General features: G+C 40.3%; 23 protein-coding genes. 9 read left to right on the top strand and 14 right to left on the bottom strand.

Annotated features, from left to right (window positions below; all coding sequences use genetic code 11):
- Positions 1–8: 8 nt before the first annotated feature.
- The 6 genes from NU887_RS07485 to NU887_RS07460 all read left to right on the top strand — a co-directional run bounded on the left by NU887_RS07485 (position 9) and on the right by NU887_RS07460 (position 2,291).
- On the top strand, positions 9–449 hold the full coding sequence (locus tag NU887_RS07485; protein ID WP_258422753.1) for a VOC family protein: 441 nt from the start codon (positions 9–11) through the stop codon (positions 447–449).
- A 71-nt stretch (positions 450–520) separates the two neighbouring features.
- On the top strand, positions 521–796 hold the full coding sequence (locus NU887_RS07480) for a helix-hairpin-helix domain-containing protein (RefSeq protein WP_258422752.1): 276 nt from the start codon (positions 521–523) through the stop codon (positions 794–796).
- A 14-nt stretch (positions 797–810) separates the two neighbouring features.
- Complete coding sequence (locus tag NU887_RS07475; RefSeq protein WP_258422751.1) at positions 811–1,263, top strand: SRPBCC domain-containing protein; 453 nt, start codon at positions 811–813, stop codon at positions 1,261–1,263.
- Positions 1,264–1,270: 7 nt separating this feature from the next.
- Positions 1,271–1,516, top strand: a complete 246-nt coding sequence (locus NU887_RS07470; RefSeq protein WP_258422750.1) for a hypothetical protein — start codon at positions 1,271–1,273, stop codon at positions 1,514–1,516.
- A 17-nt stretch (positions 1,517–1,533) separates the two neighbouring features.
- Positions 1,534–1,902, top strand: a complete 369-nt coding sequence (locus NU887_RS07465; protein ID WP_258422749.1) for a nuclear transport factor 2 family protein — start codon at positions 1,534–1,536, stop codon at positions 1,900–1,902.
- On the top strand, positions 1,899–2,291 hold the full coding sequence (locus tag NU887_RS07460) for a DUF1801 domain-containing protein (protein WP_258422748.1): 393 nt from the start codon (positions 1,899–1,901) through the stop codon (positions 2,289–2,291). The genes NU887_RS07465 and NU887_RS07460 overlap by 4 nt, the downstream gene beginning before the upstream one ends.
- Positions 2,292–2,455: 164 nt before the next feature.
- Here NU887_RS07460 and NU887_RS07455 read toward each other — a convergent pair whose 3' ends face one another.
- The 7 genes from NU887_RS07455 to NU887_RS07425 form a co-directional block, all read right to left on the bottom strand.
- Entirely contained in the window at positions 2,456–3,652 is a 1,197-nt protein-coding gene (locus tag NU887_RS07455; RefSeq protein ID WP_258422747.1) for an esterase, read from the bottom strand.
- A 128-nt stretch (positions 3,653–3,780) separates the two neighbouring features.
- On the bottom strand, positions 3,781–4,584 hold the full coding sequence (gene lgt / locus NU887_RS07450; protein ID WP_258422746.1) for a prolipoprotein diacylglyceryl transferase: 804 nt from the start codon (positions 4,582–4,584) through the stop codon (positions 3,781–3,783).
- 10 nt (positions 4,585–4,594) lie between these two features.
- Positions 4,595–4,795: a hypothetical protein gene (locus NU887_RS07445; RefSeq protein WP_258422745.1), complete on the bottom strand. Its 201-nt coding sequence runs from the start codon at positions 4,793–4,795 to the stop codon at positions 4,595–4,597.
- Positions 4,782–5,288: an RNA polymerase sigma factor gene (locus tag NU887_RS07440; protein WP_258422744.1), complete on the bottom strand. Its 507-nt coding sequence runs from the start codon at positions 5,286–5,288 to the stop codon at positions 4,782–4,784. Before NU887_RS07440 ends, NU887_RS07445 begins: the two co-directional genes overlap by 14 nt.
- A 141-nt stretch (positions 5,289–5,429) precedes the next feature.
- Complete coding sequence (locus NU887_RS07435) at positions 5,430–6,404, bottom strand: hypothetical protein (RefSeq protein ID WP_258422743.1); 975 nt, start codon at positions 6,402–6,404, stop codon at positions 5,430–5,432.
- 17 nt (positions 6,405–6,421) lie between these two features.
- Complete coding sequence (locus tag NU887_RS07430; RefSeq protein ID WP_258422742.1) at positions 6,422–7,093, bottom strand: hypothetical protein; 672 nt, start codon at positions 7,091–7,093, stop codon at positions 6,422–6,424.
- Entirely contained in the window at positions 7,080–7,622 is a 543-nt protein-coding gene (locus tag NU887_RS07425; RefSeq protein ID WP_258422741.1) for an RNA polymerase sigma factor, read from the bottom strand. Before NU887_RS07425 ends, NU887_RS07430 begins: the two co-directional genes overlap by 14 nt.
- Before the next feature lie 321 nt (positions 7,623–7,943).
- Here NU887_RS07425 and NU887_RS07420 point away from each other — a divergent pair, with 321 nt between their 5' ends.
- Together NU887_RS07420 and NU887_RS07415 are read left to right on the top strand one after the other, a co-directional pair.
- Positions 7,944–8,129 carry a hypothetical protein gene (locus NU887_RS07420; RefSeq protein WP_258422740.1) on the top strand — a complete coding sequence of 62 codons (186 nt, stop codon included), beginning with the start codon at positions 7,944–7,946 and terminating at the stop codon, positions 8,127–8,129.
- Positions 8,130–8,232: 103 nt separating this feature from the next.
- The gene (locus NU887_RS07415) at positions 8,233–8,625 is read left to right on the top strand and encodes a DUF302 domain-containing protein (protein WP_258422739.1); all 393 of its coding nucleotides are present in this window, start codon (positions 8,233–8,235) and stop codon (positions 8,623–8,625) included.
- Between the two features lie 531 nt (positions 8,626–9,156).
- Here NU887_RS07415 and NU887_RS07410 read toward each other — a convergent pair.
- From NU887_RS07410 to NU887_RS07385, 6 genes are all read right to left on the bottom strand, one after another.
- Positions 9,157–11,613: a GumC family protein gene (locus NU887_RS07410; protein ID WP_258422738.1), complete on the bottom strand. Its 2,457-nt coding sequence runs from the start codon at positions 11,611–11,613 to the stop codon at positions 9,157–9,159.
- Positions 11,610–12,425, bottom strand: coding sequence for a polysaccharide biosynthesis/export family protein (locus NU887_RS07405; protein ID WP_258422737.1), 816 nt, complete (start codon positions 12,423–12,425; stop codon positions 11,610–11,612). The genes NU887_RS07410 and NU887_RS07405 overlap by 4 nt, the downstream gene beginning before the upstream one ends.
- A 1,277-nt stretch (positions 12,426–13,702) precedes the next feature.
- Complete coding sequence (locus NU887_RS07400; RefSeq protein ID WP_258422736.1) at positions 13,703–14,671, bottom strand: polysaccharide deacetylase family protein; 969 nt, start codon at positions 14,669–14,671, stop codon at positions 13,703–13,705.
- Positions 14,672–14,704: 33 nt separating this feature from the next.
- Positions 14,705–15,901, bottom strand: coding sequence for a hypothetical protein (locus tag NU887_RS07395; RefSeq protein WP_258422735.1), 1,197 nt, complete (start codon positions 15,899–15,901; stop codon positions 14,705–14,707).
- 171 nt (positions 15,902–16,072) lie between these two features.
- Positions 16,073–17,164: a glycosyltransferase family protein gene (locus NU887_RS07390; RefSeq protein ID WP_258422734.1), complete on the bottom strand. Its 1,092-nt coding sequence runs from the start codon at positions 17,162–17,164 to the stop codon at positions 16,073–16,075.
- Positions 17,165–17,848: 684 nt separating this feature from the next.
- A complete protein-coding gene (locus tag NU887_RS07385) occupies positions 17,849–18,916 on the bottom strand; it encodes a glycosyltransferase family 4 protein (RefSeq protein ID WP_258422733.1) in 1,068 nt (355 codons plus the stop codon).
- 364 nt (positions 18,917–19,280) lie between these two features.
- On the opposite strand from NU887_RS07385, the gene NU887_RS07380 reads away from it, so the two are divergent.
- Positions 19,281–19,505, top strand: coding sequence for an endonuclease domain-containing protein (locus NU887_RS07380; RefSeq protein WP_258422805.1), 225 nt, complete (start codon positions 19,281–19,283; stop codon positions 19,503–19,505).
- A gap of 121 nt (positions 19,506–19,626) precedes the next feature.
- Here NU887_RS07380 and NU887_RS07375 read toward each other — a convergent pair whose 3' ends face one another.
- Entirely contained in the window at positions 19,627–20,799 is a 1,173-nt protein-coding gene (locus NU887_RS07375) for a hypothetical protein (protein WP_258422732.1), read from the bottom strand.
- Between the last annotated feature and the right edge of the window lie 68 nt (positions 20,800–20,867).

The following is a 20,867-nucleotide window of genomic DNA, read 5'->3' as shown; positions in this document are numbered from 1 at the left end:
CCACAACTATGGCAAGCGTAGGCACTTATCTCAACTTTCCTGACAAAACGGAGGAAGCATTCAATTTTTACCAATCAATCTTTGGTGGAGAATTTATCGGAGGTATTTCCCGCTTTGGAGATATGCCCCCAATGGAAAACATGCCGCCATTACCCGAGGCAGACAAATACCTGGTCATGCATGTCGCTTTGGAAATAACCGGAGGTCATCTATTGATGGGCTCGGACTCACCTGCATTCATGGGATTCAAGGTCGAAATGGGTAACAATGTCCATATCAACCTACAACCGGACACAAGGTCTGAAACAGAGAGACTGTTTAAAGCACTTTCGGCCGGTGGTGTGGTCACCATGGAATTGGAGGATGCATTTTGGGGAGATTATTTTGGAAGCTGCGTGGACAAATTCGGCGTGAATTGGATGTTTGCCTGCACTGAACCAGCCAGTTAATTTTTCCTTTTGGCGCCTCTAATAGCTTTAGCCAAGTAAGCCAGATTTGTTTGAAAATTACCAAAAAATCCATGTTCAAAACATGTCCAAAAGGCCATAGATTTTATAAAACCAGTGATTGTCCGGTTTGCCCAGAATGTGAAAAAACCAAGAAACAACCGTCGGGCTGGATATCAAAATTGGCAGCTCCGGCCAGAAGGGCTCTGGAAAATCAAGGAATCTCAGAACTTTCAATTTTGGCAAAATACAAGGAATCCGAGATTCTGAAACTCCACGGAATCGGGCCTTCCTCGATTCCAATACTGAGGCAGGCATTATCGGATGAGGGATTGAATTTTAATACCTAAACCAACCGAGTGGTATGGAAAATACACTGAGCATTAAAGTCGCTTTACAGATTCAAAAACCTGTTTCTGAGGTTTTTGAAGCCATTGTGGATCCCAAACATATGACCCAATATTTTATCTCTGAAAGCTCCGGAAGAATGGTGGAAGGAAAAACTGTCTTTTGGAGTTTTCCGGAATTTGAAGGTACTGATCCTATCCAGGTCAAGAAAATCGAAACAGATAAATTGATCATTTTCAGTTGGAAAATTGAGACATTTGACCATTTGGTGGAGATAATTCTGGAATCCAGAAAAGACAATGATACCCTTGTGACAATCAAAGAAAAGGAAAGACCCACTAATCCATCCGGCATCAAATGGCTGATGGGAAATACAGAAGGCTGGACTAATTTCCTATGCTGTCTCAAAGCCTACCTCGAATATGGCATCAACCTCAGAAAAGGAGCATTTGATTTTTTGAGAAAATAAAAGGAAAATGACATTGACCAAAATTTTTAGGAACTTGAAAATCATAGAAGTGTTTAAAACCAATGTTCAAACAGAAGCTGAGGCAGAAGAATTGTTGGCATTGGTCCACAACAGCTATATTGATATCATGGCAAACTTCGACTTGGTCGATTGCGATAAGGTTTTGAGGGTCAAAGGAAGTTGGGAAGATATCAAACATATTCCTGCCCTATTTATTCAACATGGATTTCAGTGTGAAACTTTACCTGATTGAAAATAAAATAGGAGACTATGAATCAAACTCAAAAACAGATTGCTTCGGACTTTTCTCTAGGAAATTTTGCTGAAGTATTTGAATATATGGCAGACAATATCCGATGGGAAATCATCGGAGAACAAACCCTCGAAGGGAAGGAAATGGTAAAAACCCATTGCCAAAATATCGCCACCTATTTCCAATCTGTGAGCACGGATTTCAAAATCCACCAAACCATTGAAGAAAATGGAAAAGTAGCAATCATTGGTCTCGGTGAATTTATCCGGGAAGGCAAAACGGTCTCCAAAATCTCCGCCTGCGATGTCTATCAATTTGATTCGGAAAATAAAATCAGCTCAATATCCTCTTATTGCATTGAGGTATTCAAAACCAAAAACCCATGAAAACCGAGTCTTCCAATCCGGTCCTGATTTACTTGGATCAATTAGACCATCCCCTAAAACCTGAAATCCTCAAAATCAGGGAAATCATTTTCAGCGCAAATCCCGATCTCACCGAACATATCAAATGGAATGCACCGAGTTTTTGTCTGGAAGGCGAAGACAAGATCACATATAACCTTTCTCCCAAAAAAGACAGTATTCAACTGGTCCTGCATCGGGGTGCAAAGAAAAGAGATTTGCCAAAAGAAAAGCTGATCAATGAAGATTCCGGTTTGCTAAAATGGGCTGCAAACGACCGGGCAGTAATCAGATTTACATCCATGCAAGAAATTCTGGAAGATGAAACCAAAATCCAAGAAATCATCCAAAAATGGCTGGAAGTTGCTTAAATAGCAATTTTTTAAAAGAGAACATTTCTTTAAATCATTCCATCCCACTGTTTTCTTTAAATTAATACTTTTAACATTTCAGGCCTGAAAGGGCGAAACAAGAAACAAAAGGACAAAAAAAAACGCAGCCTTACCGGCTGCGTTCTAATTTCAAAAATCGACAATTATTTAAATAGCTGCGGAGCAAATTGGGTCAGGTAAACCCTCCAGTTTCTCCAGGTATGACCACCTTCAGATTCGACATAATCATACTTCATTCCCATCTTATCCAACTTTTCTCTGTACTCAACATTGGCTTTATATAGGAAATCAGTTTTGCCGATGGCAATCCAATACAACTTATATCCGTTTTTCATTTGGGCAGTCAATGTATTGTCAAAATCGCTGTAAACTTTCCCGGTGGCATCTTCACGCGGCATGATGGCCGCTGAAAACAAACCCATATAATCAAAAGTATTTGGGAAATACCTTGAAATATGCAAGGTATGGAATCCTCCCATGGACAAGCCTGCGATTGCACGGTTGGATTTATCAGCTTTGACGCGATAGCTGCTTTCCACAAACTTGATGATGTCCATAAAAGCAGCTTCATAGCCTCCGTCCATCGTTCTTGGCGCCATAAACACCGGCTTGTAAAAACCATCTTTTCCTTCACCTGGCGCTGCATCCTGAATGACGTTACCGTTTGGCATCACAACAATCATCGGCTTGGCTTTTCCTTGGGCAATCAGATTGTCCAAAATCTGGGCTGTCCTGCCCAATGCAATCCAAGCTTCCTCGTCACCACCGGCACCGTGTAGCAAATAAAGAACAGGATATTTTTCATTTGAAGTTTCATACCCCGGAGGTGTATAGACAGTCAGCCTACGGTCCATCCCAAGTCCCGGAGAATCATACCACCTGCGTGCAACTGTACCGTGGGGAACATCCTTCACCCTGTAATAATCTGCCTGACCTGCGCCTACGATAAGGATATTGGTCACTGATGCCACATCCCTGATCAGAAAAGGGTTGTTGGGATCGGTAGTGGTAAAGCCATCGACAATGATGGAATACCCATACAATTCCGGACTCAAAGGAGCAGATTTGTATTCCCAAACGCCGTTTTCACCTTTGACAAGATCAGCTTTTCCTGGTCCATCCATTGGTCCGAATTGGGTTTCCATTTTTACAGTGGGAAGAAAATCTCCTGTGATCTGAACAGATTTGGCATCCGGAGCAAACACCCGGAAAGTCACCGATTGGTCATCGTGGATTTCGGGGGAAACGATCTGTTGGGCACGAAACAGTGCTTCCTGTGCCTGCGCCGAAAATGCAATCAGGAACAGCAATAAGAGGTTAATCAGGTTGTGTTTTTTCATATTTGTTTTTCTATTGTCTCAAAATGTGAAAATAGAAAAAACAACATTTATATCCTATTAAAGAATATTCGATGGGTTAAAATCTTACCGATGAAAAATTTTCTTACTATCATATCTATTCGCCTAGCTTATAATTTTACTGTTTTTATTTTCATCAATAACACACCTGCGGCTATAAAAGGAAGACTCAGTACCTGACCCATATTGATGAACATTTCAGCTTCGAAACCTACTTGATCGATTTTCAAAAACTCCAGGAAAAACCTCGCTGAAAATAAAAGCACCACACAAAGACCAAACAGGTACCCATCTCCTTTTTTGACTTTTTTGGAATAAAAATTCAAAAGTATAAAGATGGTAAAATATGCCATTGCTTCATACAGTTGTCCCGGATGTCTTGGTATGTCATCAATCCTTTGGAATACAAAAGCCCAAGGTACAGTGGTAGGATTGCCGATCATCTCGGAGTTGAACAGGTTCCCCAATCTGATAAAACCGCAGGCCAATGGAATTACCAAAGCTATTTTATCCAAAATCCAATAAATGTTAATTTCTTCTTTCCTGCTATAAATCCATACAGCGATCAATATCCCGATAGCGCCTCCATGACTTGCCAGTCCATAAAATCCTGTGAATTCAAATTCCGGATAAAACCGGACGGGAAGAAATATTTCCAATGGATTTTTGGAATAATACTCAAATTCATAAAAAAGACAATGCCCTAGCCTAGCTCCCACTACGGTGCCGATAATGGCGAAAACAAACAATTTATCGAGTTTTTCTTGCGGTACGGAGGCCTCTTTGAATTGCTTTTGCAACAGGACAAATCCGATCAGAAAACCCACTGCAAAAAGCATAGAGTAAACTCTCAAATCATAAAACCCCAGATCGATAATGCTGCCATCGTGGCTCCAATGAATGTAATGGAGCATCAGGTTAATTTTAGATGGAACAACCTCCACTGAGTGTCATGATTAGGAATGAAAAAACCAATGCATTCTGGGCAATCCTTTTGGAAATCCTGAAATGGGTTTCCTGTTTTTTGGGTTCAAGGCAGGAAAGAATGTCGGACTCATCCATTTCATCCATTGCATGGATGACTTTGAATTGTTCCCAGGTTGGTTTTAGCTTATCTAGATTCATTTTGTAAGGTTTTTACTGTTTTTTTGAGTTGGGTTTTGATCCTGTTCAACTTGGTACTGACATTGGATTCACTTATGGAAAGAATTTTTCCAATTTCCTTATTGTCGTATCCTTCCAGATAGAGGATGACCAAAGCCTTTTCTAATGGTTTGAGAAAACCGATTGCCTGCTGCAAGACCAATAGGTCATCATCTGAACCGCTATTCTGAAAATGGATGGATTCAATGGATTCTGAAAATGGCTCAGTAATTAAAACCTGCTTCTTTTTCCGGTAGATGGATATCAGTGTATTGAGGGCAACTCTGTAAATCCAGGTGCTGACTTTTGATTCCTCTCTGTACTTAGGGAATCCTTTCCAAAGGGATAGCATCACATCCTGCCGATAGTCCTTCATTTCTTCATTGGAAGTTGCATACAGCCTGCAAAGGCTGTTTACAATCCCTTGGTTTTGTTGGATCAATGAAACAAATGATTTTTTGGAATCTGACTCCATGATGAATTTGGTATTTAAAAGTATTAGACGCAGGAATCGGAAAATTATCACAGTATGGTAAAAAATAAAGGAGAAAACATCATTTTCTCCTTTAGGTTGGAATTGGTAAAAATCCCATTTTACAAAAAACAAAGGCAATTCTTATAGCCCAATTCCTATCCTGAATCCCGGACTGACATTTTTGAAAAATCCATCAAAATACATCTGCGGTGCAACTGTGATGTGCTTTGCGGCTTTCCAGTTAAATCCAAACCGCATGGTATTGGGTTGAAAAATATCCCCGCTCCTTTTCGTAAGTGTGCCGAATTCTACTCCCAGCCAATTAGGCTTATCTCTTTGATTGGAAAAATTTCTTCTGTATCCAATATTGGTAAAATTGTTGATCACCGCCGAATTTGACTCATCGAATGAAAACATCAGGTTATTGGACACATAAATCTGATTTCTCAAAATGCCTTTTTGGTTAAGTTGCAGACTTAATTCCCCGGTAATATCTGTCAAAAATTTACTTCTGTAGACATTGGCACCGACCCCGGCCTGCAAACTCAGCATGTCAAGATACCCTGAAGGCCTGTTTTGGATCAATTTGGCTTTGTTTGTTGTTGCCTCAGGTTGGTATTCGAGATACCTCAGGTACCTGTCTTTTTCGGGAAGTTCAGCGATGATTTCTCCAATGATTTGAGTAAAATCCGCATTGACCAAAGTTTCCAAGCCATCAAAGCCAATATTCACATGGTACCTGCTCCCCGGATCTGTGATGAGTGCTTGGTTCTGAAAATCTTGCTTGAGGCTTTTACCCTCTGAAATGGTAAAACTTGCAATTCTGTCGCTCTTCAGGATTTCAATTTTGCTATTGTATTGGTATTCGATTTTATATGATGAGGACGAAGGAACCATGTTTTTGATCTCCTTTAACTTGTTTTGGAAGTCAAGCAGGATGTTTTGAAGTTGGTCATCCTTGGTCAGCTTGTGGTAATCGGAAGACAGGATGTAGATGTTCAGATTCTCATTTCCATGATAATAGATGGTATCCTGTGGACCTCCAGGTCTTTGGGCAAAAACGGACTGGAAACTCATAAGGCATAGCAAAGTCAGTAATCGTAAGGAAGGTTTCATAAAATAGTTGGTTTAGTTTAAAATTTGATGGTGAGTGCGAGCGAATTATTGGAATTATAGGATGGTTCACTGTTTCCAAACCTAAACCGAATTTTTGAAGGAGTTTTGGTTTTTGGAATGGCTTGATTTTCTTCTTTGGTTTCATCCGATGAAATCAATTCAGCTTTAAGTTCAGCAATTTCTACTTCCGGAATTTCTATATCAGATGTGGGCATTTCGGTGACTGAATCGTGCGGGATTGCAATTTCCGGAACTGTTGCTTCTGCTGCATCTTCTTTGACTTGCTTTTTGACTGGAGTCTTTTGCTGGGAATTACTTTTCTCCCTTTTCAAATCAGGAACCGGTTCATTCATGACTATGGTCTGAGTTTCTGATTTGGTTGTTTCATCTATTGGAAGGCTTTCACTGGTTTTTATATCCGGTTGAGTTTCGGTGGATGTATTTGTTCTCAACGCTACAAGTTCCTCCTGCTTGGATTGTAATTTCAGGAACAGGAAAGTAGAGATAAGAAAAAAGGACACCGCTGCCGCCATTGCCAGTACAAGTCCCCAATACAAACCGGATTTTTTCTTGGGCTTTTCGATGGCTTCCCAGATCCTGAGTTTGGCTTCCATTGCAAAATCGTCAGACTTCCTTTCGGAATCCTGCAAACTCCTTTTGATGATTTCATCTATCTCATTTAAGTGCATGGCTTGATTTTTTTAATTTGAGAATCATATAATTTCTTGCTTTGCTGAGTTGGGATTTGGAGGTATTCTCATTGATCTGCAGCATTTCAGCTATTTCTTTGTGCGAATATCCTTCGATGGCAAATAAATTGAAAACAGTCCTGTAACCTTTGGGCATCGATTCCACTACTTGCGATACCTCCTCTGCATCGAGCAAATCGCTGCTATCCGGAAAGCTGACATTCAATGTCAGCAGGTCTTCATCTTCTTGGAAAAGAAGTGCTTTTTTGCTTTTCAAAAACCTGATCGCTTCATTGATGACGATGGTGTTGATCCATTTTTGAAAACTCCCTTCTCCCCTATTTTCAAAATGACTTATATTTTTGAAAATCCTCGTGTAGGAAACCGATAGGACATCTTCGGTATCATGGTAGTTGGCTAGGTACCGCATCGCCACATGGAAGGTCCGCTTATAATGCCTGTCAAAGAGACACCGTTGTGCATGAGGCTGATTCCTGATGCAACCTGCTATGATTTCAGATTCTTCCAAGAGTTTGTGTGGTTTTCAAAAATCGGAACCTGAAAATTTACTCAGACGTTGCCTGGCTAAAAATTATAAAGTGTGAAAGAATGTTAAGTGCTGTTTACTATTCCTGCTCCCTTATGAATTCGGTGAAAAATTATGTCCCTAACCAAATAATTTTAGCAAAAAAAGGATTTGGAAAAACCCCATGCAAGGATTCAGATGTCAATGAGGAAAAGATCTTTTCCTGACTTAAAAACATGGATTGTAAGCCTTTTTGGCAGAAAAAACAGTGGTATATTTTTTTAAATGATAATTAGCTTTGGAAATTACCTAAATTCGAATCCGATGAACCTAGTGGCTAAATTCTTAAAACCCGTTTGGAAATCCATCCGCAACCTTGCTTGGGCTTTGATTGTGGCTTTTATGTTGGGCGTCCATAATTTTTACACGGGTGAAACCAAATCAAAAGACGACATTGTATTTACTGTAGAGCAGGATGTGATTGAAGAGGATGCGGCTCCGAAAGATTGATAAAATCCATCAACTCATTCATATAACCCTTCCCCAAGTAACAATTATCACCTTTTTAAAAGGTATATATCCCTAACTTTAACCAAATCAACTTTACAGATCCATGACTTTCCATATCTCAAAAACACTCCCAAAACAGGACTTCCTCGCTGTCAAAGAAAAAATCACCGAAGCGTTGAAATCCGAAGGCTTCGGCGTCCTGACAGAAATAGACATTCAGGCCACCATGAAAAAGAAACTGGACAAAGACTACAAGCCTTTCCTGATTTTAGGTGCCTGTAATCCTGTCTATGCCGACAAAGTGCTGACCATAGACCCACACATGAGTGTCCTTTTACCCTGTAATGTCACCTTGCGGGAACTTTCAAATGGGGACATCGAAATATCTGCCGTAGATCCGGTGGCAGCCATGGGAAGCATGGGAGACAGCAGCATCGGACCATTAGCATTGGATGTCCAACAAAAATTGGAAAGGGTAATTGACAAGGTAGTCTAAAGACTTTCAACCGATTAAAACAGGGTTCTTCTCATTTGATGTAGTCATTAAAAATAATCCTTAACTGCTTCATTGGAGAATTGCGGATTAACAGCTAACTTTTATAAAATTTACTAGCCATGTCAAAAGAAAAAACTGTAAAAAAGGAAGAGAAAAAGAAGCCTGGTAAAAACCTAAAAGAAAAAAGGGCTGAAAAGAAAGCCAAAAAAGACGGTAAGAAAAATGATTGACCGAAATGAGTCAATCAATTCAGGCAATAGAAAAAGCCCTTGGGACTAAGTCTCAAGGGCTTTTTCTTTGATTCCCCCCTAGGGTAACCACTCTTATAAACGTAACTTATTAACTATTAACCAATAACCAAATAACCAATCAACCCCTTTCAAAAACCCGACAACGCGAAACAGACAACCTGACATCAATTAACCAAATAACCACTAACCAAATAACCAATTAACCCCATCTAACAACGCGTAGCAGACAACAATTAAGTCTTCCCCTGAGATGCCTTGCTACACGCAGCATGACACTACCTTACACCCTAAACTTCCCTATAAGTTTATCGAGCCATTGGGACGGTTTCTTCTTGGAATCATCGTCTTCGTAATAGTTGCCGGTATATTTGTTTTTCCTCATATAGGAATAATTATAGCCGTAGCCATAATTATAACCTCCAAAGTCATAAATATCTCCTCCTGCCCGCATGCCATTGAAAACAGCATAAAAATCCCTAATCTGATCATTGGCATAAAGGTCATTGATCATCAGCAGGTACTTTTTGTGGGTATAGTCTTGGCGGATGATATACAGGTTTACGTCCGAGAAACGTAACAAATCCATTGTTTCCGACACCAAACCTATAGGAGGAGTATCCATCACCACTACATCAAATTCACCTTCCAGGTAAGTCAGAAACTCAGTCATCTTGTCTTTAAGCAACAATTCAGCAGGATTGGGCGGAATAGGTCCGGAAGGGACTATATACAGGTTCTCATATTTGGTAGGAATGACAATTTCCTCCTTGGTTGACCGGTCTACCAAATAGGAGGAAAGTCCTACCTTATTGCCTACGCCCACATAATCTGCGATTTTCGGTTTCCTCAAATCCAACCCTATCAAAACCGTCTTCTTGCCACTCAGTGCCATTGCGGCTGCCAGGTTAAGACTGATAAAAGTCTTTCCTTCTCCGGATACCGAAGAAGTGACCAGAATTTTTTTACACTTTTTCTCACTTGCAATATAAAACAAGGCTGACCTCAATGACCTGAAGGATTCCGAAACCATGGCTTTTGGAAATTCGGCTACGATCATATTGGTATCCTTATTACTCAAACCGATGGTGCCCAACAAAGGTATCCTAATTGCATTCTTCAATTGGATTTGATCCATGATCCTGTTGTTGAGATAATGAAAAGCCAACAAAAACAACAAGGGGATAAAAAATCCAAGTCCCAATGCCAAACCATAGTTTTGAGCCTTCTTTGGAAATATCAAACTTCCCCTTCGGGCATAATCCAATACCGAATTGTCCGGAATATTTGAAGCTTTCGCAATGCCTGCCTCTGCCCTTTTCTCCAAAAGATAATTATAAAGGTTTTCCCTCAACTTAAACTGCCTCAAAATCTTGGTGTAATCGGATTCTGTCTGGGGCAATTTGGCAAACTCTCCATCCAACTCTTTGAGTCTTTTTTGGGCTTCTGCCTTCCTGCGCTCCGTATTCGAAACCAAGTTGTTGATATTTTCAAAAATATTCTCCCTAAGCTTGCTGATCTGTTCATCCAATTGCACCACATTGGGATGGTTTTCATTGACCACTGCCAACAACTTCCTTCTCTCCATAGATACCCCAACCAGACTTTGAATCAATCCATTCAAAAACCCGTCACTCAAGCCTACTATGGATGGAGCAATGATATCGGAATAATCTTTGGTCTTGTTACCGAGGTAGGTCTGCAGGGACTTGTAATAACTCAATTCAAACTCAATGTCCTGAATCAGGTCTTCAAGATTTTGGATATTGCCCAAAACCCCGCCGAATTCAGAGTTCACATCCATCAGCTTATTGTCTACCTTGAAGTTCAGCATAGAACTTTCGACCATCTTCAAAGTATCTTCCAGAATATGCATCTGATCACTGATAAACCGCAGGGTGTTTTCTGAAATCCTGTTCTTTTCCTTGAGGTCATAATCTATAAAGGAATCCATCAGGGCATTCACATAATCCCTTCCCTTTTCTACCACCTGAGACACCATCGATACCTGCAAGACAGTTCCCAAGCTATTGATCGGCCTAACTGTTACCGCCCTTGAATAATTGTCCAATACATCCACAGGGTTATGGATTATAAAATAAAGCTTGTCTCCCTCCTCCATGTCCCTGTTTTGGTGGATGACAAACTTGGAAAGATCCGATTGGATCACCTCGCCAAACTTGTAGGTTTTATTCAAAATCGCTTCATCCAAAGGCCTATTATTCTTTGAATTGAAAAAATCAAAAAAGGCCTTATCCTCCTTGGTCAAGGTAAACTCGGTATCAGAAACCATGGTAAAATGGACTGTCCCTCCTTCAGTCTGATGTACATCCCAATCTACCAATACTTTGATCGGTGACTTGTCATACAACTCTACTTCTTTGATATTGGTCGAGGCATAATAGCTGACATCAAAGTGCAATTTTTTCAATGCTTCCTCTGCCAGGTTTTTAGATGTAAACAACAGGATGTCATTTTCAAGGTTATTACTTCCGGAAAAAATGTTGGATCTGTCCAGAATTCGCACCTCAGGAGAATTTTTTGGCTTGATCAGCACACTGCCCTGCACTTGGTATTCTTCTACCGAATAGCGGTGAAACAAAAAAACCAAAACCATCGCAATGAATATACAGGTGGCGTATAAAGGCCAATAACGCGAATACTTGATCAGGTAATACTTGATGTCAATAGGCTTAGCTTCCTGCTCAAACTTCGATATGTCAATCTTCCCGTCTATCATAAATTACCCCTGATTAGCGCAAAAATCAACAAAAGAGAAGTAGTGACGGAGACGATCAATCCCAAAGATTGTGAAAAATTATCCGCATTGCCTATCTGCCTGATTCTCATTGGTTCCAAATATAAAATATCATTGGGTTGGATAAAATAGTATGGAGAAGCCAACAAAGCCCTGTCGTTCAGATTGATTTGGTGGATTTTTGTCCCCCCATCATATTGACGAATCAAAAACAGCTTGTTCTTTCTTGCCAAAATATTTGTCTCTCCCGCCAAAGAGATGGCATCAAAGATGGTTGCCCTGTTTTTCATAATCACCATAGGTCCTCCACTGCTGAATTCTCCCATAGCTGTAAACCGGATCCCGCCAATCCGCAACTTGACAAAAACCTCTTCTTTGAAATAAGCCCTGATTTCTTCTTGTACCTTAACCCTCGCCTCTTCTTCACTGAGACCGGAAATTTTCAACCTACCGATCTTTGGCAACAGGATATAACCTTCTTGGTCTAAAGAATAACCTGTAAAGTAAAAGATATCGCCGGCACCACCTCCACCACCGCCACCACCGCCTCTTGCAGACCTTGAACCCTGAAACTCAAATGCCTTGGTCAATTCCTCATTAGAAGAGGCAAAATCAATATCCACGATATCAAAGGGTTGAAGGATATACCGATATTCTACCTCAGCAAAGGGAATAAACTGATCCAATTCGATCGGTTCATTTTCCGGAAGATTTTGAAGGTAAGTAATCCTCTTATTGCTGATACAGGAAACTGCTAAAAATAAGAAAACAATCCAAATGAGAAGCTGCTTCATAGATGATAAGCGGGGTCGATAAGTCTTCAAATATAAATAAATAAAGTAAATATGGTAATAAATTCCCCATTTTGAATTTACCTACCCACGGGTGAAAGTTTTCTCCTGCTCTTCATGCTAAAACAACCCACAGGAATCAGGTAAACCTAAATTTAATTCCTACGCAGAACCACAGGAAAAAAACTACGTGGCCTATGCGGCCGATGTGATCTATATAGTAAAAAAGAAAAAACCATGTGGTCTTTGTGGTCTTTGTGGTCTTTGTGGTAAAAAAGAAAAAACCATGTGGTCTTTGTGGTCTTTGTGGTAAAAAGAAAAAACTATGTGGTCTATGTGGTCTATATGGTAAAAAAGAAAAAACAATGTGGTTTATGTGGTCTATGCGGTAAAAAAGAAAAAACCATGTGGTCTATGTGATCTATGTGGTCTATATGGTAAAAAAGAAAAACCCATGTGGTCTTTGTGGTCTTTGTGGTCTTTGTGGTAAAAAAGAAAAACCATGTGGTCTTTGTGGTCTATATGGTAAAAAAGAAAAACCCATGTGGTCTTTGTGGTCTTTGTGGTCTTTGTGGTAAAAAAGAAAAAACTATGTGGTCTATATGGTAAAAAATAAAAAACCATGTGGTCTTTGTGATCTATGTGGTAAAAAAGAAAAACCTTCCATCCACCCTTTCCGAAACCATTGAATCCTTTGCGGTGAATAAACCTAAAACAAAAAAAGTAGGGTTAAAAAATTTTCTTTAGACAATCCCTACCTAGTTTAGAAATCTTTCGATAAAAAATCAATGCGAAAAGTCGCTTAATCACCCGTATCAAAAGTATAAAAAGACCTAGCAAAAAAAAATACCCTGATCAGGGTATTTTTTATTAATTCCGTTAATTATTTTCTTTATTTTAAACTATTAGTGTTGAATATATGAAAATAACAATATGCATTTTAATTATTCGAACCAAACCCACAATCTATCTTTAAATATCCATTATTAAGTTTATAAAAATCTTAGAGTCTTGATTCAAAACAAATATTGAAGCAAAAGCTCCTTTTTTATAGAATTTCATTTAAAAATTACCCAAGAGTTGGAATATAACCTATGTTTCTTCCAAGTAAAGTCCAGATACAAACCCAGTATACAAAATATCAGAACTTCCTCAATTACCCCAATCCAATTACTACCTGGTATGAATTACAATTGATATTTCGGTGGACTGTGGTAAGTGGACCGTTGACTATGGACTATGGACCGTGGACTATTTCCTGTTGACCATTAAAACTAAACTCACTTCCCCCTGACCAAACCTGCTGTTTCCTTCATGTTCAGAGAAACCATCCCATAGGCATCCCTAAGCTGTTGAAAAAATGCCAAAAGTTCTTGGAGGTAATGTAGGTTTTCCTGCGTAAAATGTCCAAAATTATGTGGATGCCACCACAGGTGGTACACCATACCCTTTTCTGCGGACCGCTGCATCTCTGATTTGATCCTTGATATCCTGCGCTGATGAGTCATCTTATTACCTACAAATGGTCGTAACAACCTGGAAGTCGGCAAAAGCACCGGATTATTACTATGTTCTACAGCAGACAATGGATAAAAACTGTCTTTCCCCATTGAAATCAAAGTATCGCCGGTCCGAAAAAGCTTCTTTACTAAACTCCTTCTCTCAGTATGCCGCCAAAACCAATCCTCCGGATTGGAACGCACCGTACCAAACCCTTCTTCTGAAGCCACAAGGATCGATTCATGGTCATATTGATTTCTTGGAAATACCAAAGTCTCCACCTTCATGTCAAACTTCTCCAATGCCAGCCGCTGACAGGATTTCAAATCCGCCCTGAACTGCTCCAATTGCTGTCCCTTTTCACAGGTATAATAATGGGAATAGGTATGACAGCCAAACTCCTGACCCTTGGATTGGATGATCTCCCTTACCAATTTAGGGGCAAAAAGTGTTTCAGGATAAAGCTGCTGCTGTCTTTCCACCCAATGATATGCCGAAAAATCCTTTTGAACATAGGTGGGCTTCAAATCAGGTGAGTAGGACCGCCACTCCTCGAGATTATCTGCCATCAATCCCCCAACAGCAGCCCATGTGGCATGCACACCATAGGATTCAAACATGGCTAGCATCTTTGGAATGGCTTTCCTTGTTTCTGAATAATAGGTTAAACATTTGTCCACGGGGTATTTGTCAAACCTGCCCCAATGAAGCTCGAAGTCTAAGGATATAGTAAAAATGGGCCTTTCCAAACGAAATAAAATTTTATATTCTAACCAAAAATTTCAGGAGATACAATAATATGACTTATTCGCCGAATAAATAACCCTCCAAGCTGCCAAATAACAGAGCAACATATAAGTACTTTTCATCCGCATCATGATTCCCAGATTATTTAATGTCAGAGAAAATACAATTCCCATCAAAATTGCCATGACAAGACCCAATTTCAAAACCCCAGGAATATCCATGTTGATTTTTGTAAACCACCAGTAAGCCAAACCAAATACCAGACCCAACAGGAGAAGGAAAGCCAAAATGTTTTCCATAACTGCCGCCAAATCCCAAAAATCCCGGATGTCTGTCCAAATTGGCATGAATAACACAGTCCATAGTTTGGCAGCCCAGGAATATTCCTCCATAGGAACTTCTGAAGCAGCGCCAAATCCCCGTAAAAACTCCATTTGCCCAGCACTGAACTGCCTCAAGGCTGACAAGGAAATCTCCTCCAAATGCATCGCCACAAAAATCCTTTCAACAGCATAGGCAACAGCGAACAAAATCACTAAACTAAAACCTGTCTTGTAAAGAACAGAAATCCGCTTCTCAGACAACAAACCAAGCCATACCACCAAACCCAATACCAGACCTGAAATGGGACGTACCCAAAAAGAAAGCAATACCCCAAATACCATCAGTATCCAATGTCGCGGAAAATCTGCCAAGCCCCGTACTGCCCAACCCAATCCCAAAATCAAAAAGGCTTCTTTGCCTACCCCCGAAGACCAAAAATGAAGGTTCGGGAGGAAAAACAAACCCATCCAGCCCCATTCCATCCATTTGGGAGAAGCTTCAGGCCAATACTTCACGCCGACCAAATAAATCTCCCGGATCCCCAAAAAAGAAATACAGGCATACAACACATTCCCAAACAAAAAATCCAGACCAAAAACCTTGGAAGGCACAAAATTGAACCACTGCAAAAAGAAAGTCCCCCTTCCCCAATGTTCCCACCAAGTAGAAGCTCCTTGGGAAAGGTCCGCAGTCAAATCCCAATAACGGATCGCATCGCCTCCGTTTTTTTGAAGGTAATAGTAAAAAACAAAAGAAAACAGGAAATGATAGACCCAAATAAACTGTAACCCCCAAGCCTGAATCTTCGACATACCTGTGCTCTTTGCCACGGTCACATTCGACCAAACCAGCAAAACCACTAACCCAAAAATCAATACCACCTCTACCCCCATTTCCTCAATTCCCATTATTCCTCATTCTTCATTCCTCATTATTCATTCTCCATTCCCCATTCTCCATTCCCAATTCTCAATTCCCAATTCTCAATTCTCAATTCCTCATTCTCCATTCATAATTCATCATTATTCATTCCTCATTCTCCATTCTCCATTCCTCATTCTTCATTCAAAATTCTTCATTCATAATTCTTCATTCAACATTCTCAAATAACTCCCCACACTCTGCTCAAGACTGAAATTCTCCAATCCAAATTCTCTGATTTTTCCCCTATCCAATTTGGCCAACCCACCAATCCATTCTTGGAATTGCGGGGTAATCAGTCCATCCCCGACTGACCCTATAAGAAAACAAAAATCCTTGTCCTTTAACATTTCTTCCGTATCACCTACGCCCGAAGAGGCGATAACAGGCAAACCACACAACAAGTATTCCCCCAACTTGATGGGGGCAATCCCTGCCAAGCTGATTGCGGCTTTTCTCAAACTCAAACCAAGGTCTGCCGCTGAAAGGTAATATGGGATTTCCTTGTATGACCCATTTTGGACAATCACAGAATCGCTGAGAATCCCGGGGATCTTTCCTTTTAGGAAATCGGTATTTCTGGTCAGGATCAAAAACTTTGACTTGGGGCTATTTTGGTGAAATCTTTCAAACAACCCTAACATTTCCTCCACCATATATTGCGGACCGACGGTTCCTGTATATACCCAAAGCATATCTTCATCCGAAAGCCCAAATCCTTTGCGGATTCTTTCCCTGCTTTCAGAATCAGGTTTGAAAAACCGGGTATCCCGCCCATTGCCCACTTTGAAGAATTTTCTTTGATGTGCCATTCCGATTTTCTCCAAATGGATAGCAATGGATTTTTGACTCCTGGTTATCACCTTGTCTGCCTTTCTCAATATCTTTTCCTCCTCTTTTTTCAAGAGCAGGTATTGTCTTCCCGAAGGATCAAGACCGGCATAATCCACCCGCTCCTCCAAAGGCAATCCATCAGCATCAAATACCACAGAAACCGACTGCTTTCTCAGCCAACCCCAAAGCCTGTTGACCATCATGGCCGGCATGGTAGACCTAGGCATCAAAATTTGTATCTGATGCTCTTGGATGTACTTTTTCAAATAAAAAACTCCTTGATAAACAGACCATATTGCCCCGATGGCAGCAATGGGTTTCCTGTGGATAGGATATTGAACATAAGAGATATCGAAAGAATCTGCCAAAGCGGAAATCCGCTGTACTTCCTTTGGGTCTGCCCAAGAGAATTGCATGACATGAACCCGAATTTCCCCTTGTTCCTGTAATCCCTTAAAAATCGGAAAGAACAGGGACTCCAGATAATTCGTACTTTCCGATTCCCAGGTTACAAAAAGAAGGTTCTTTGTCTTATTCAGGGGTTGTAATTGTTCTAGTGGTTGTAATTGTTATTTGCTTCGCGTTGTCATTGTTGTCGGGGACCCGTCATTCTGATTGTAGCGAAGAATCTCGACAACAGGTTGTAATTGTTCTAGTGGTTATCTGCTTCGCGTTGTCGGGTTGGGGACTTGGTACATAATACTTAGTACTAATTGTTGTCGGGGAACCGTCATTCTGAGTGTAGCGAAGAATCTCGACAACAGGTTGTAATTGTTCTAGTTGTTGTTGGAACTATTAACTGCATACTGAGACTGCCAATTCTTTTTCTTGGTACTTGGTACATGATACTTGATACTAATTGTTGTCAGGTTGTCTGCTGTGCGTTGTCAGGTTGTCGAACGTCACCCTAAGGAACGAAGGGTCTCTTTCCAGTGGTTGTAATTGTTCTAGTGGTTGTTAGGACTATTACCTGCATACTGAGACTGCCAACTCTTTTTCTTGGTACTTGGTACATAATATTTGGTACTACTATTACCTGAGACTGCGGACTCTTTTTGTCGTTTCTCGTATCTCGTTTCTCGTTTCTCTTTAATTCTTCATTAATAATTCAGCATTCTTAATTCCCTAACCATTACTTCAAAATTCCGCTCTATAGTATAATGCTCCTTGACCAACTCAAACCCCTTCCCTCCCATTTCTCTTCTCAACTCCCTATCCAAAATTAACATTTTGAGATAGCCATACCACTCCTCCTGTGACTTGGCCAAAAATCCATTTTCACCATGAAAAACTACATCCGCATTCATTCCAACCGGGGATGCCACAACAGGCAAGCCACAAGCCATATATTGGATCAGCTTATAAGCACATTTCCCTTTCTCCCATGGATCATCCGGTAAAGGCATCACACCAATATCCATCCCTTGGATAGCAGATACCTCCCCTTCTTCTGTCCATTGGATCAATTTCAGACTCCCATCAAACTTCCAATCACTATTTCCCCCCACCACCTGAATCACCACACCCAATTCTTTGCTTAATTTCTCTAAGACAGGCATGATCTCATTGAGATACTTCAGTGTGGTTGGCGAACCAATCCATCCTACCACAACTTGATTTGAAGAAGCGTATTCCTTAATGGAATACCTTTCAGGATCTATGACAGTAGGTAAAATCATTACTCTTTTTGCCCCTGCCTTTGTCGCCCAATTTCCCAAATAAGAATTCCCTGCCCAAACTATATTGGCATGGCGCATAACCCCATCTATTTTTTTCCCCAACCATTTCCTCACTACCGGACGCCTTGCCATGTCATAACGGTGAAACACCGCATCATCATAATCCACCACATAACCTTTGCCCAATTTTGATAATACCCACTCTGCCCATGCAGGAAAAAAGGGAAACATCTCTTTTTCAACCCAAATCAAATCATACTTCCAAAAACCCAATAATATCCAAAACCTGTTCAGATAGCTTGCCAACACATTGCTTTTGGTAACCCCTTGTCCTTTGTATTTTTCTTTAAGGTAAAATTCATTGAAAAAAGGCGAAACTTTGACCTCAAAACCTGCTTTTTCCCATAATGGTAAAAATTGATAAGTCCGCAGCCGGCTACTCGCCCCCATCCTGGGATACTTGGGAAGAAAAAGGATTTTTTTAGACACTAAGTTATTTAGAATAAGTTTTTTGCATAAAGCCTAAAAACAGGTTTTACTAAAGATTCGCTATTAAACTAAAGCTATTTGTTTATGGCGCAGGGCAATGAAGGCGAAGGTTACAATTGTAATAACTTAGCCTGGGATAGATCTTCTGAGAATCTTGTTTTTAAAGCAAACTTATACAGTAACGCTGCGGGGAGGAGGATCCGCCGCGGCGGACAGGGCCGGCGTCGGCCTAGCGGGCAGAAGGATTAAAATTTCTTGACTTTTTTGGTTACTTTTTTGGTCAAGCAAAAAAGTGACAGAAGAAAATGACATATCTATTTCTATTAGCCAATAAAACATCATAAAGGTTTGTATCTGTCCATGAATCCTCAATTGCCATGAACTCCGACTGATTATTGAACTTGACGGAGGCATCCACCTCAATCGGGATCAGGCAGAATACGACCTTGGCAGAACTTTGGAACTCAACCAACTTGGAATCGAAGTAATGAGAATTACCAATGAAGAACTATGGGCTGATATGGATGCTGTCTCCTTCAAGATCCTTGATAAAATCTCTAGGATCAAACCTCACCCTTCAGGCGGATAACATCCCCACCCCGACCCTCCCCCAAGTGGGAGGGAGAATCTTAAGCTATGATGATTCTTCTAAAATTGGAAATAGAATTTTCCTCTTAAACCCATCCTTTAAAATACCGCCAAATCCCCCTTCAGGGGGACACAGGGGGTTGGGTAGCAGTCTTCTTCTTAATAATCTCTTCCCGCCTTTGAAAATACTTCATCTTCTCCTGCACCTTCAACATCCTTAAATGCTTGTTATATGCAATCAGAAAGAAACAAAACAACAAAAAATAAATCATCGTCATGTTCTTCATCCGCATGACGATTCCAAGGTTACTAAGCGAGTTCATAAATGCCAAAGTCACAGGAATAAAAGTGATCATTCCCGCCTTGATAAACAAGGGCATATCCCGGATCGCCTCAGGAGTCCAATTCCTGTAAATAAACAAACTCAGCCACAAGTAAAGAAGGTTTTCAAAACTACTGAAAAACGAAACAATATTATGGGCATCAATAAATAAAGGCCGAAACATATAAGTAAACAGCTTCATAGGCCAGGAATAGGAAGCTAAATTTACACCTGACCCAACGCTAGAGTTATTCAGGTACCCGACTTTTTGACCTGCCAATTCCCCCAGTGTTTCAAATGAAAATTCTTCGATTCGTAACGCTTCCAAGGTACTTGAGCTTAAGTATACCACCCCTCCTAGTATAGCAGAACTTAATAACAACTTAACTGTAGGTTTAATTTCAGAACCCAACAAAATTGCAATTCCAGAACCAGCCAATAAGGCAAAACCAACATGAGGCCTTGCCATATAAACAAAAAACAATGCGAATACGGCCTGCCACCAACGGCTCTTATATTGTTGCAGAGCAAAAAGAAACCAAGCTATCCCCCAAAAACAGATGGAATCTTTCCCAACCCCTGCTGACCAAAAATGAAGATTGAGAAAATAAAATATCGTTGGAAACAATGGTACATTCAAGACTGAATGGTTTGACGGGAAATAATCTGCTACCATCACAAAAATGTACCTGATCCCAATAAAACCCAAAAAACCAAATAAAATATTTCCTGTAAGGTAGGACAAACCCATTATTTGACTTGGGATATAGCAAAGCCAAAGGATAAAAGTTGTACCGTCGCCAAAATATGAATACCAAGTTACCTCTCCCCGAATCATCACCTGCTGCATCGTAAACCTCCAATATCCCTGCGAATCTCCCCCAAAATTAAGTATATAATAAGTGAAGAAAAAGCTGAAAAATAAATGGTAAAATAATAAATAGTTCAGGTGGAGCTCATATTTTGGAGGCAATTTAAACCTCCTTGAAATGCTAGCATTAGTATTAACCAAAGCAAATAAGCAAATAACTATTATAACGA

This window comes from Aquiflexum gelatinilyticum (assembly GCF_024741135.1).
Classification (GTDB): Bacteria; Bacteroidota; Bacteroidia; order Cytophagales; family Cyclobacteriaceae; genus Cognataquiflexum; species Cognataquiflexum gelatinilyticum.
Note: the sequence above shows the minus strand (reverse complement) of the source record. Positions and strands in the feature narration are given on the sequence as shown.